This window comes from Streptomyces sp. CRCS-T-1 (genome assembly GCF_024442335.1).
Classification (GTDB): domain Bacteria; phylum Actinomycetota; class Actinomycetes; order Streptomycetales; family Streptomycetaceae; genus Streptomyces; species Streptomyces koelreuteriae.
In genome coordinates this window covers 7841215-7853360 of sequence record NZ_CP101651.1, presented here as the reverse complement: position 1 = coordinate 7853360, position 12146 = coordinate 7841215, and the positions used below count along the sequence as shown (strand labels likewise).

General features: G+C 72.4%; 13 protein-coding genes. 7 read left to right on the top strand and 6 right to left on the bottom strand.

Translation table 11 applies throughout. The features are described from left to right. Positions 1 to 41: 41 nt before the first annotated feature. Complete coding sequence (locus NNW99_RS35540) at positions 42 to 473, bottom strand: helix-turn-helix domain-containing protein (RefSeq protein WP_215123275.1); 432 nt, start codon at positions 471 to 473, stop codon at positions 42 to 44. Between the two features lie 103 nt (positions 474 to 576). Between NNW99_RS35540 and NNW99_RS35535 the strand changes: the two genes are divergently transcribed. From NNW99_RS35535 to NNW99_RS35525, 3 genes are read left to right on the top strand one after another with little or no spacing between them, the layout of a single operon-like run. Further along, positions 577 to 1437, top strand: a complete 861-nt coding sequence (locus NNW99_RS35535; RefSeq protein ID WP_215123274.1) for a class I SAM-dependent methyltransferase — start codon at positions 577 to 579, stop codon at positions 1435 to 1437. Between the two features lie 51 nt (positions 1438 to 1488). Then, entirely contained in the window at positions 1489 to 2199 is a 711-nt protein-coding gene (locus NNW99_RS35530; RefSeq protein ID WP_215123273.1) for a ThuA domain-containing protein, read from the top strand. Beyond that, positions 2169 to 3290 (top strand): Gfo/Idh/MocA family protein, encoded by a 1122-nt coding sequence (locus tag NNW99_RS35525; RefSeq protein WP_215123272.1) that lies wholly within the window; start codon positions 2169 to 2171, stop codon positions 3288 to 3290. The genes NNW99_RS35530 and NNW99_RS35525 overlap by 31 nt, the downstream gene beginning before the upstream one ends. Positions 3291 to 3308: 18 nt before the next feature. Here the strand turns inward: NNW99_RS35525 and NNW99_RS35520 are convergent, their stop codons facing one another. After that, positions 3309 to 4787 carry a glutamate--cysteine ligase gene (locus NNW99_RS35520; protein ID WP_215123271.1) on the bottom strand — a complete coding sequence of 493 codons (1479 nt, stop codon included), beginning with the start codon at positions 4785 to 4787 and terminating at the stop codon, positions 3309 to 3311. A gap of 97 nt (positions 4788 to 4884) precedes the next feature. On the opposite strand from NNW99_RS35520, the gene NNW99_RS35515 reads away from it, so the two are divergent. Both NNW99_RS35515 and NNW99_RS35510 read left to right on the top strand, forming a co-directional pair. Then, the gene (locus NNW99_RS35515) at positions 4885 to 6102 is read left to right on the top strand and encodes an MFS transporter (protein WP_251058017.1); all 1218 of its coding nucleotides are present in this window, start codon (positions 4885 to 4887) and stop codon (positions 6100 to 6102) included. Between the two features lie 61 nt (positions 6103 to 6163). Beyond that, positions 6164 to 6892, top strand: a complete 729-nt coding sequence (locus NNW99_RS35510) for a maleylpyruvate isomerase family mycothiol-dependent enzyme (RefSeq protein WP_215123270.1) — start codon at positions 6164 to 6166, stop codon at positions 6890 to 6892. A gap of 21 nt (positions 6893 to 6913) precedes the next feature. Here the strand turns inward: NNW99_RS35510 and NNW99_RS35505 are convergent, their stop codons facing one another. Beyond that, positions 6914 to 7309, bottom strand: coding sequence for a MarR family winged helix-turn-helix transcriptional regulator (locus NNW99_RS35505; protein ID WP_215123269.1), 396 nt, complete (start codon positions 7307 to 7309; stop codon positions 6914 to 6916). Between the two features lie 86 nt (positions 7310 to 7395). On the opposite strand from NNW99_RS35505, the gene NNW99_RS35500 reads away from it, so the two are divergent. Both NNW99_RS35500 and NNW99_RS35495 read left to right on the top strand, forming a co-directional pair. After that, positions 7396 to 8877, top strand: coding sequence for an MFS transporter (locus NNW99_RS35500; protein WP_215123268.1), 1482 nt, complete (start codon positions 7396 to 7398; stop codon positions 8875 to 8877). 71 nt (positions 8878 to 8948) lie between these two features. Next, entirely contained in the window at positions 8949 to 9233 is a 285-nt protein-coding gene (locus NNW99_RS35495) for a DUF6332 family protein (protein WP_215123267.1), read from the top strand. On the opposite strand, the gene NNW99_RS35490 is transcribed toward NNW99_RS35495, so the two are convergent. The 3 genes from NNW99_RS35490 to NNW99_RS35480 all read right to left on the bottom strand — a co-directional run bounded on the left by NNW99_RS35490 (position 9194) and on the right by NNW99_RS35480 (position 12042). After that, positions 9194 to 9859, bottom strand: a complete 666-nt coding sequence (locus tag NNW99_RS35490) for a response regulator transcription factor (protein WP_215123266.1) — start codon at positions 9857 to 9859, stop codon at positions 9194 to 9196. The two genes, NNW99_RS35495 and NNW99_RS35490, sit on opposite strands and share 40 nt — an antisense overlap. Before the next feature lie 37 nt (positions 9860 to 9896). Continuing rightward, positions 9897 to 11120, bottom strand: coding sequence for a sensor histidine kinase (locus NNW99_RS35485; RefSeq protein WP_215123265.1), 1224 nt, complete (start codon positions 11118 to 11120; stop codon positions 9897 to 9899). Between the two features lie 208 nt (positions 11121 to 11328). Next, positions 11329 to 12042 (bottom strand): TetR/AcrR family transcriptional regulator, encoded by a 714-nt coding sequence (locus NNW99_RS35480; protein ID WP_215123264.1) that lies wholly within the window; start codon positions 12040 to 12042, stop codon positions 11329 to 11331. Between the last annotated feature and the right edge of the window lie 104 nt (positions 12043 to 12146).

The following is a 12146-nucleotide window of genomic DNA, read 5'->3' as shown; positions in this document are numbered from 1 at the left end:
CACGCCGCCGGGCCGTACCCGGCGAGGAGCCGGACGGGCCACTAGCCGGCGGGCGGCATCCGCCTCCTCGGAGTGGGGACACCGCCCGACGCCGCCGCGTCGAGCAGACCGCGGAAGGTGGGGCACTCCATGTGGCTGGGCGCGGGGCAGGCGGCGGCGTGCCGCAGGGAGTCGCGGAGCACGCCCAGTTCGCTGATCCGGCGGTCCAGCTCCTCCGCCTTGTCCGCCAGCATGCGCCGGTCGATCCGGGGCGGTCCGTCCGGCGCGAACATGTGCGCGATCTCGTCGAGCGAGAACCCGGCCGTCCGCCCCAGCGCGATCAGCGCCAGCCGCTCCAGTACGCCGGGATCGAACTGCCGGCGCAGCCCGCGCCGCCCCGTCGGGGCGATCAGCCCCTTCTCCTCGTAGAACCGCAGCGTCGAGGCGGGCACCCCGGCGCGCCGCGCCACTTCGGCGATGTCCAGGTCTGTCATTTCCTTGACCTCAAGTCGACTTGAAGTAGAACGCTGTCATCTCGCCCCGACCGAAGCAAGACACAAGGCAAGCAGACGGCAAGCAGAAGGAGAGCCGACGACCATGGACGCCGAGCGCAGGAACGACGACGAACAGACCGCCCGCTGGAACGGACGCGCCGGTCACGCCTGGGTGGATCTCCAGCCGGTGCTGGACGGGATGTTCAGGCCCATCGAGGACCTGCTCGTCGAGGCCGTGTCCGCCGAGGGCGTGGAACACGTGCTCGACGTCGGCTGCGGGACGGGCGGCACCACCCTGGCCGTCGCGCGACGGCTCGGACCCGCGGGGACTTGCGTCGGTGTCGACATCTCCGAGCCGTTGATCGACACCGCCCGGGCACGCGCCGAGCGCGAGGGCGCACCGGCCTCCTTCGTCCGCGGCGACGCGCAGGAGCACTCCTTCGAGCCCGGCACCTTCGACGCCGTCATCTCGCGTTTCGGTGTCATGTTCTTCGAGGACCCCGTACGGGCCTTCGCCAATCTGCGGAGCGCCGCCCGGGACGACGCCGCGCTCCGGTTGATCGTCTGGCGGGACCCCGCCGAGAACCCGTACATGACGACGGCCCAGCGCGCCGCCGCACCGCTGCTGCCGGACCTGCCCGTGCGACGGCCCGACGAGCCGGGACAGTTCGCCTTCGCGGACCCGGACAAGGTCCGTCGCATCCTCACCGAGAGCGGCTGGGCCGATATCGACATCCGGCCGGTCGACATCGTCTGCACCCTGCCCGAGAAGGAGCTGGTCCGCTACTTCACCCGGCTCGGGCCTCTCGGCATGGCCCTGCCCGAGGTGGACGAGGAGACGCGCGCACGGGTCGTCGAGACGGTCCGCGCCGCCTTCGAGCCCTTCGTGCACGGCGCGGAAGTCCGCTTCACCGCGGCCTGCTGGACGGTCGGCGCCCGGGCCTCGGCCGCGAAAGTTTCGTGAGGTCCGGCCCCCTTTTCGAAGCCCGGGCGCCCCGCGCATAGTGAGATCACGATGACGCAGAAAAGAGCCCTGGTTGTCCGAGGCGGTTGGGAAGGCCACGAGCCGGTCAAGGCGACGGAGCTGTTCCTTCCCTTCCTCCGGGACAACGGATACGCCGTCCGGGTCGAGGAGTCGACCGACGTCTACGCCGACACCGCCGAGATGGCGGCCACCGACCTCGTCGTGCAGTGCGTGACGATGTCGGAGATCACACGCGAGCAGGTGACCGGACTGAGTGAGGCGGTCGTGGCCGGCACCGGCTTCACCGGCTGGCACGGCGGCATCGCCGACTCGTTCCGCGCCTCGGCCGACTATCTCCACCTGGTCGGCGGCCAGTTCGCCACCCACCCGGGCAAGGAACCGTGCGAGCGCCGGGGCGGGGCGGAGGACAACTTCCTGCCGCACACCATCAATCTCACCGAGGCCGGCCGCGCCCACCCCGTCACGGCGGGCATCGAGGACTTCAAGCTGGACACCGAGCAGTACTGGGTGCTCCACGACGACCTCATCGACGTCCTGGCCACCACCACGCATCCCGCCCGGCCGTGGCAGCCCTGGCACCGGCCGGTCACCTCACCGGCGGTGTGGACCCGCCGGTGGGGTGCCGGGCGCGTGCTGGTGACGACACCGGGGCACAGCCTCGACGTGCTGGAGCACCCCGACGTCCGCACCATCATCGAGAGGGGCATGCTGTGGGCGACGCGCACCGCATCGGCGTCGTAGGACTCGGCGTCATCTCCCGCGCGTACCTCGACACGCTCGCCGGGCATCCCGCCGTGCGCGTCACCGCGGTCGCCGACCTCGACGCCTCCCGGTCGGCAGCCGTCGCCGCTGAACTGCCCGGCGTCGAGGCGCTGACGGTCGAGGAGTTGCTGAGCAGCCCGGACGTGGACACGGTGCTGAACCTCACCACCCCGGCCGCCCACGCCGGGATCGCCCTCGGCGCCATCGGCCACGGCAAGCACGTCTACGGGGAGAAGCCGCTGGCCGCGACGCTCGCCGACGCCCGTGCCGTCGTGGAGGCCGCCGCGAAGGCGGGCGTCGGTGTGGGGTGCGCGCCGGACACGGTCCTGGGCACCGGGGTGCAGACGGCCCGGGCGGCCGTCGAGGCGGGGAGCATCGGACGTCCCCAGTTCGCCTCGGCCGTGATGGTCACCCCGGGCCACGAACGCTGGCATCCTCACCCCGACTTCTACTACACCGAGGGCGGCGGTCCCCTGCTGGACATGGGGCCGTACTACCTCGCGTCCCTGGTCCACCTGCTGGGCCCCGTGCGTGCCGTGATCGGGGCGGCCGGCCGGCTGCGCGCCGAGCGGGTCATCGGTTCGGGGCCGCGCGCGGGCGAGCGGATCCCGGTCGAGGTGGACAGTCATGTCTCCGGAGTGCTGGAGCACGCGGGCGGGGCACTGACGACGATCACGACGAGCTTCGACGGTGTGGCCACCACGGCCGCGCCCATCGAGGTGCACGGCGAGACCGGGACCCTCTCGGTGCCCGATCCGAACCGCTTCGACGGCGAGGTCCGGCTGCACGCGCTCGGCGACACGCGCTGGCGCACCCTGCCGGTGTCGGCGGGCTACGAGGACGGCGCACGCGGCGTCGGACTGCTCGACTTCGTCGCCGCCGACGGGCAGCGGGCGCCACGTGCGAACGGCGAACTCGCCCTGCACGTCCTGGACACGATGACGGCCCTGCTGCGTTCGTCGGCCGAGGGGCGGCGGATCGAGCTCACGACGTCGGCGCAGGCGCCCGATCCGGTGCCGTGGACGGCTGCCGGGGACTGGAAGGGTCAGGTCGCTCCCGGCCGGGCGTGAGCCGGCGATGCCGCGGGGTCAGTCGACGGGCCAGGTGTGTGCGGGCGCGTTCATGTGCATGTAGTCCATGTAGGTCTTGGTCATCTGCCGCAGTGCCTCGCGCCGGTCGGAGATGCCGGCCTCCTCCAGATGGTGGACCGTCTCGGCCTGCCAGAGGGCACCGTTGCGGTCGGTGACACAGCGCTGCTCGATGATGCCGAGCAGCGGTTCGCGCCAGGCGTCGTCCATGCCGGCCAGCTCCAGGCCCCGGTGGGCGAGGGGCAGCAGGCGCCGCAACACCAGTTCCGTGACCGGCACTTCGCCCACTCCGGGCCAGTAGATGCGGGCGTCGATGCCGTCGCGGGCCGCGGTGTGCAGATTCTCCTCGGCGACGGAGAAGGACATCCGCGTCCACACCGGCCGGTCCTCGTCGACCAGGGCGCGGGTCAGTCCGTAGTAGAAGGCGCCGTTGGCGATGGTGTCGGCGACGGTGGGGCCCGCGGGCAGCACCCGGTTCTCGATGCGCAGATGCGGACCGCTGTCGGTGACGGCGTAGATCGGGCGGTTCCAGCGGTAGATCGTGCCGTTGTGCAGGGTCAGTTCGTCCAGTTGCGGAACGCCGCCCCGGTCGAGTGTCTGTTGCGGGTCCTCGTCGTCGCACAGCGGCAGGAGGGCCGGGAAGTAGCGCACGTTCTCCTCGAAGAGATCGAAGACGCTGGTGATCCAGCGTTCCCCGAACCACACCCGGGGGCGGACGCCCTGGGCCTTGATCTCCTCGGGGCGGGTGTCGGTGGCCTGCTCGAACAGGGGGATCCGGGTCTCGCGCCACAGCTCCCTGCCGAAGAGGTAGGGGGAGTTCGCCGCGAGGGCGATCTGCACGCCCGCGATGGCCTGGGCCGCGTTCCAGTAGTGCGGGAACTCCTTCGGGGCGACCTGGAGGTGGAACTGGGTGCTGGTGCAGGCGGCCTCGGGGGTGATGGTGTCGGCGTACGTCGCCAGGCGCTCCACTCCGTCGACCCGGATCCGCAGGTCCTCGCCGCGCGCCGCGAAGATCTGCTCGTTGAGCAACTGGTACCGGGGGTCGCCGGACAGGGCGGACTCGCTCACATGCGTCTCGCCCAGCGTCGGCAGGATGCCGACCATGATCAGGTGGGCGCCGACCGCCGCGGCGCGGTCCTCGGCGTGGTTGAGGGCGTCGCGGATCTCCCGCTCCCAGTCTCCGGGGCCGCCCGTCGTCAGCTCACGGGGCGGGATGTTGATCTCCAGGTTGAAGCGGCCCAGCTCGCTCGACCAGGCGGGGTCGGCGATCGCCTGGAGCACGTCGGTGTTCCGCATCGCGGGCAGTCCCTCGTCGTCCACCAGGTTGAGCTCGATCTCCAGCCCGACCCGGGGGCGCTCGCTCTCGAAGCCCGACTCGCGGAGCATCCGCGCCAGCACCTCGAGGTCGGTGTGCATCTTCTGCCGGTAGCGACGGCGGTCCTCCCGCGTGAACACCAGGGCCGGCACGTCACGTCCCATGCGTCCTCCCGAGTTGCCTCGGCTTCCCTCTGGGCGGATGCCTCTCGTCCTAGAGTCGCACCTTGTAGCCGCCTCCGCACCCACCTAGTCTGAGTTTGTGCCGCAAATAAACAAACCCCGAACGCACAGCGCCGTGCCGGGCGACGGCAGCTCTCTGACCCGACTCCGTATCGCGCTCACCGTCTTCTTCGCCCTCGACGGCTTCGTCTTCGCCGGCTGGGTCGTGCGCATCCCTGCCATCAAGGAACAGACGAACGCCTCCGCCAGCGCCCTCGGCCTCGCCCTCCTGGGCGTCTCGGCCGGTGCCGTCATCACCATGACCCTCACCGGTCGACTGTGCCGCCGCTACGGAAACCACCAGGTCACCGTCGTCTGCGCCGTCCTGCTCTCCCTCAGCGTGGCCCTGCCCCCGCTGACCCACTCGGTCCTCGCGCTGGGCCTCGTGCTGCTGCTCTTCGGCGCCGCGTACGGCGGGATCAACGTCGCCTTCAACAGCGCGGCCGTCGAGCTGGTGGCCGCGTTGGGGCGGCCGATCATGCCGAGTTTCCACGCCGCGTTCAGCCTGGGCGGCATGGTCGGCGCGGGTCTGGGCGGGCTGGTCGCGGGGGTCCTCTCCCCCACCCGGCATCTGCTGCTGCTCACCGTCGTCGGACTGCTGGTGACGGCCCTGGCGGGACCGACGCTCCTGCGGCACGAGCCGCCGACACCCCCGGAGCGGGAACGCCCCGCGCAGGACGCCCCGCGCCGACTGGACGGCCGCACCCGCGGGCTGGTGATCGTCTTCGGCGTGATCGCGGGATGCACCGCGTACGGCGAGGGGGCGCTGGCCGACTGGGGCGCCCTGCACCTGGAACAGGACCTGGACGCCTCGCCGGGCGCCGCGGCCGTCGGCTACTCCTGCTTCGCGCTCGCCATGACGGTGGGGCGGCTGACCGGCACCACGCTCCTGGAACGACTGGGACGGACCCGGACCGTCGTCGCGGGCGGCACCACTGCGGCGGCCGGAATGCTGCTCGGCTCGCTCGCCCCCTCCCTGTGGGCGGCCCTGCTCGGATACGCGATCACGGGTCTCGGCCTCGCGAACCTCTTCCCCGTCGCCGTGGAACGCGCGGGCGCCCTCGCCGGCCCCAGCGGCGTGGCCACGGCCTCCACCCTCGGCTACGGCGGCATGCTCCTCGGGCCGCCCGCGATCGGCTTCATGGCGGACTGGTTCACCCTGCCGGCCGCCCTGACCAGCGTGGCGGTCCTCGCGGCGGTGGCGGCGGCGGTCGGGGCGCTCGTGGGCGCGGCGACGCGGCGGCCTGCCGAGCACTGAGGCGACTCGGCAGCGGGAAACCCCGGGCCTGGAGCGGGCTCCATACGGCAGACTCGGCGGCATGGAGACCGCCGAGTTCCTGCACACGCTGGAGTCAGAGGGCCTGCTGCTGGCCGCGGCCGCCGAGGAGGCCGGGACGGACGCGAAGGTGCCGACCTGCCCTCAGTGGCAGGTGCGCGACCTGCTGCGACACACGGGCGCGGTGCACCGCTGGGCCGCGTCGTACGTCGCCGAGGGGCTCACCGAGCACCGCCCGCTGGGTGAGAGCCCGGACCTCGACGGCGCCGAACTCGTGGCCTGGTACCGCGACAGCCACCGCCACCTCATCGCCACCCTGGCCGGTGCCTCGCCCGGCGTGGAGTGCTGGGCCTTCCTGCCCGCGCCGTCCCCACTGGCCTTCTGGACCCGGCGGCAGGCGCACGAGACGGCCGTGCACCGGATCGACGCCGAGTCCGCACGCGGGGGCGCCCCGACCGCCGTCGCCCCGGACTTCGCGACCGACGGCATCGACGAACTGCTGCGCGGCTTCCACGCCCGCTCCAGAAGCAGGGTGCGCACCCCCGAGCCCCGCGTCCTGCGGGTGCGCACGGAGGACACCGGCGCGGTGTGGACCGTACGGCTGTCCCCGGAACCGCCCGTGACCACGCCGGGCGGGACGGACGAGGCGGAGTGCGAACTGTCCGGCCCGGCCGAGCAGTTGTACCTGGCCCTGTGGAACCGGGCCCCGCTGCCGAACGTGACGGGCGACCAGGCGCTCGCCACGCTGTGGCGGGAGACGTCCGGAGTCTGACGGCTCCGCGCCCCGGGCGGCTCAGTCGTCCGTCAGCATCCGCGCGAGCACCGCGCGCTGCACCGGCAGCACCTCGCCGTGCAGCGCGCGCCCCTTCGCCGTGAGCGCGACCTGCACGCCCCGCCGGTCCTCGGAGCACATACAGCGCTCCACGAGCCCTTCCTTCTCCAGCCGGGCGATCAGCCGCGACAGCGCGCTCTGGCTCAGATGGACCCGGTCGGAGATCTCCTGCACACGGTAGGACGGGGTGCCCTTCGGCGTCCGGCACCCGGCGAGGACGTCGAGCACCTCGAAGTCGCTGGCGCACAGGCCATGGCCGTGCAGGGCACGGTCGAGTTCGCACTGTGTTCGCGCGTGCAGCGCCAGAATGTCCCGCCACTGTTCCACGAGCGCCTGCTCGGCCTGCTTCCCCGACATGGGCCGCACCGTAACAGAGAGCCGGGATTGTTGCACCCGAATTAAGTGCACTTGCATCTCATGCATGTGCATGTAGTGTCTCGGCCATGACCTCTCCGCTCACCACCCCCACGTCCGACGGACGTTGGACTCCGCGACTCTGGGGCACCCTGCTGGTGCTCTGCGCCGCGATGTTCCTGGACGCCCTGGACGTGTCCATGGTCGGCGTCGCGCTGCCGTCCATCGGCGCCGACCTCGGCCTGTCGACCTCGGCGCTGCAATGGATCGTCAGCGGCTACATCCTCGGCTACGGCGGTCTGCTGCTTCTCGGCGGACGCGCCGCCGATCTGCTGGGCCGGCGCCAGGTCTTCCTGGTGGCGCTGGGCGTCTTCGCGCTGGCCTCGCTGCTCGGCGGTCTCGTCGACTCCGGGCCGCTGCTCATCGCCAGCCGCTTCATCAAGGGCCTGAGCGCGGCCTTCACGGCCCCGGCCGGCCTGTCGATCATCACCACGACGTTCCCCGAAGGCCCGTTGCGCAACCGGGCGTTGGCCATCTACACCACCTGCGGCGCCACCGGCTACTCGATGGGCCTCGTCTTCTCCGGCCTGCTCACGGAGGCCAGCTGGCGGCTCACCATGCTGCTGCCCGCCCCGATCGCGCTGATCGCCCTGCTCGTGGGCCTGAGGCTGCTGCCGCGCACTGAGCGCGAGCGCGGGCAGGGCGGCTACGACATCCCCGGCGCCGTCCTCGGCACCGCCTCGATGCTGCTGCTCGTCTTCACCGTCGTCGAAGCGCCCGAGGTGGGCTGGGCGGCGGCCCGGACCATCGCGTCCTTCGTCGCCGTGGCCGTTCTGCTGGTGGCCTTCGTCGCCGTCGAACGGCGCAGCCCCAGCCCGCTGATCCGGCTCGGGGTGCTGCGCTCGGGGCCGCAAGTGCGGGCGCAGCTCGGCGCGTTGACGTTCGTCGGCAGCTACATCGGCTTCCAGTTCCTGGTCACCCTCTACATGCAGCAGTTGCTCGGCTGGTCCGCGCTGCACACGGCCCTGGCGTTCCTCCCGGCGGGCGCGCTGGTGGCGCTGTCCGCGACGAAGGTGGGCGCCGTCATCGACCGGTTCGGCACGGCCCGGCTGATGGTGCTCGGCTTCGCCCTGATGGTGACCGGCTATGTCCTGTTCCTGCGCATCGACCTGAATCCCGTCTACGCGTCGGTGATCCTGCCGACGATGCTGCTGGTCGGCTCGGGCTTCGCGCTGACCTTCCCGTCCTTCAACGTCCAGGCCACCAACGGCGTGGACGAGCACGAGCAGGGCATGGTCTCCGGGCTGCTCAACACCTCGGTCCAGGTGGGCGGCGCGATCTTCCTCGCCGTGGTGACGGCGGTGGTGACCGCGAACAGCCCGGAGCAGGGCGCCGCCACCCCGCAGGCCGTCCTCGACAGCTACCGGCCCGGCCTGGTGGTCGTGACGCTCATCGCCCTCGCCGGTCTGCTGATCACCCTCACGGGCCTGCGGACCCGCCGGGACCGGCCGTCCGTCGTGGTCGCCAAGTCCAGCCCCAGGGAGGCGGAACGCGTATCCGTACGCGACTAGGGGGAACGCCTTCCACGGTGCGCCCGGCGGGACGGCTTGCCCGCCGGGCGCACGCCTGTTTGACTCGCCTCATGACGAGTCACGGGGGACGGCGTACTCAGGCCGAGCGGGACGCGGTCACCGTCGAGATCGGGTACGCGCTGTGCAGTGCGGCCTTCGCGGCGGCGGTCGTCTTCGGGGCCGTGGCGGGTCCCGCGCTGCTCTTCGCGCTTCCGCCCACATGGGGGACCCTGCTGGTGCGCGCCGGGCTGGTGCTCGCGCCGGTGCTGTTCGTCGCCCGGGTCGTCAGTGTGCTGCTCCGGTTCCGGTCGGGGGCTCAGCCCAGCCAGCCCGGCCGCACCAGCCCCGACTCGTAGGCGAGCACGACCAGTTGGGCCCTATCGCGGGCGCCGAGCTTCACCATGGTGCGGCTGACGTGGGTCTTCGCGGTGAGCGGGCTGACGACCAGCCGGCGGGCGATCTCCTCGTTGGACAGGCCGATACCGACCAGGGCCATCACCTCCCGCTCCCGCTCGGTGAGCCTCGCCAGGGCGTCGGCCGCCGCGGGCTCTTTGGAGCGGGCCGCGAACTCGGCGATCAGCCGGCGCGTCACCCCCGGCGAGAGCAGTGCGTCGCCCGCGACCACCGCCCGTACCGCGCGCAGGAGTTCGTCCGGCTCGGTGTCCTTGACGAGGAAGCCGGAGGCACCCGAGCGGATCGCCTCGAAGACGTACTCGTCGAGCTCGAAGGTGGTGAGCATGACCACCTTGACGTCCTTCAGGCCCGCGTCCCCGGTGACCTTCCGGGTCGCGGCCAGGCCGTCGAGCGCGGGCATGCGGATGTCCATCAGGACGACGTCGGGCCGCAGTTCGCGGATCCGGCGCACGGCCTCCTCGCCGTCGGCGGCCTCCGCTGCCACCTCGATGTCCGGCTGTGCGTCGAGCAGCGCCCGGAACCCTGCCCGGACCAGTGACTGGTCGTCGGCGAGCAGTACGCGGATCACCGGTCCTCCTTGCGTCGTCCTCCGGTCCGCCGACGGTTCACTCGGCAGCGGACGCCGTCAGCGGCAGTACGGCGAGGACCCGGAAACCGCCGTCCGGGCGGGGCCCCGCCTCGATGGTGCCACCCAGCGCGGCGGCCCGCTCCCGCATGCCGACCAGCCCGTTGCCGCCGCCGCCCGCGTCGGCGCCGGTCGCGGGCCCGTCGTCGTCGATCCGCAGCCGCAGCGTGTCCGCGTCGTGCGCGAGGCGCACCCGCGCGTGCCGCGAACCCGAGTGCCGTACGACGTTGGTCAGGGCCTCCTGGACGATGCGGAAGGCGGCAAGGTCCGTGCCGGGCGCGAGGCGCGGCGGCTCGCCTTCCACCTCGACCGTGAGACCCGCGCTCGCCGCCTGCTCCACCAGCTCGGACAGCCGGTCGAGCCCGGGCGCCGGGGCGCGAGGGGCGTCACCGGGCGCGCGCAGGGTGTCGAGCACCTGGCGCACCTCGCCGAGCGCCTCCTTGCTCTGGTCCTTGATCGTGGTGAGCGCCGTACGGGCCTGCTCGGGGTCGGAGTCGAGGAGCGCGAGGCCGACGCCCGCCTGCACATTGATCACGGAGATGCTGTGTGCGAGGACGTCGTGCAGTTCCTGTGCGATCCGCAGCCGCTCCTCGTCGGCCCGCCGCCGCGCCGCCTCGGCACGCTCGGCCCGCTCCCGGACCCACTGCTCGCGCCGGACCCGGAACAGCTCCGACACCGCGGCGATCGCCACCACCCAGGTGGCGACGACGATCTCCTCGCCCCAGGAGGCGGCGGAGTCCCCCGACGGCGGCAGCCACTGAAACAGCCAGTGCGCCACCAGGACGTGCCCGGCCCACAGCGTTCCCATCGCGGCCCACGCCGCCCGGCGGTGCCCGGCGACGATCGCGCTGAAGCACGCCAGTGCGACGGTGAGGAGCACCGGCCCGTACGGATACCCGGCCCCCAGGTAGAGCAGGGCGGCAGCCGCCGTGCCGAAGACCACGGCCACCGGATACCGCTTCCGCCACAGCAACAGCCCTCCGGCCACCAGCAGCAGCAAGCGCGCGAACAGGTCGAGTTCCGCCCGCTCGCCCTCCTGGCCGTGCGCGGCGAAGTTCGAGCCGACCAGCACGAAGACCGTGACGGCGACGGTGGACCGCCAGGGCCACCGGGGCGCACGCTCCCCCTCCCCCCACCGGTCCCACCACGGAGGCCCATGGCGCCACCACTGAGGCGGCCCACCCCGCGCGCGCTGCTCGTCCATACCGGCCACGCTAGACGCCGCCCGCCCGGAGCGGCGTCAGCCAGGCGTGGTGATCACGTGTACTCCCCGGGAAGTACACGGCCGCCCGTTGTCAGGCTCCCCTCACTTCCGTGGAGACACCCCGTGGAGAGGATGCGAGATGCCGTCGCCGGAGTTACCGGAGTTCCCACGCTGCTCCTGAGCGAGGGCACCCCGCCCACCGCCGACATCAGCGGCCTGGCGCTGCGCCCTCGGTAGGTCCGGTTACCAGCCCCACCCCCTGGGCGAGTCGCCCCGCCGCGTGGCGGAAGAACGTCTCCCGGTCCTCCACGACCCGGTGGAACTGCCCGAACAGCTCGAAGCCGACCAAGCCGTAGAGCTGGGCCCAGGCCGCGACGAGAGCCGCCGCCGCTGCCGGGGGGAGGTCGGGCGCGAGGTCGGCGGCGATCCGCTCGGCCTCCGGGCGCAGTTCGGCCGGCAGCGAGGGTCCGGTCAGGCCGGCGGCGTGGTGGGCGTCGCGGGCGATGCCGATGAGCAGCAGGCCGACGCGGGCGGCGGGCGGGACGGTGGTCTCGGGGGCGGTGTAGCCGGGCACGGGCGATCCGTAGATCAGCGCGTACTCGTGGGGGTGGTCCAGCGCCCAGCCCCGCACCGCCTCACAGACCGCGACCCATCGCCGGAAGGGGTCGGCCGCCGGCTCATGGGCCGCCTCGGCCCGCTCGCCGAGGGAGTCGTAGGCATCGATGATGAGAGCGGTCAGCAGGTCATCACGGCTGGGGAAGTAGCGGTACAGCGCGGAGGAGACCATGCCGAGCTCACGGGCCACGGCACGCAGGGAGAGCCTCGCGGCGCCCTCCGCGGCGAGCTGTCTGCGGGCCTCGTCCTTGATGGCCGCGGTGACTTCGATCCTGGCCCGGGCCCGGGCGCCGTGTGCGGTGCTCATACGGCGAAGTGTGCCATGAAAGTAGAGCAGTGCACACAAACGAGAGCAGTGCTCTTGCCCTGGAGTGCCGACCTCGGGCAGACTGAACCCAGCGAGAGAGAGCA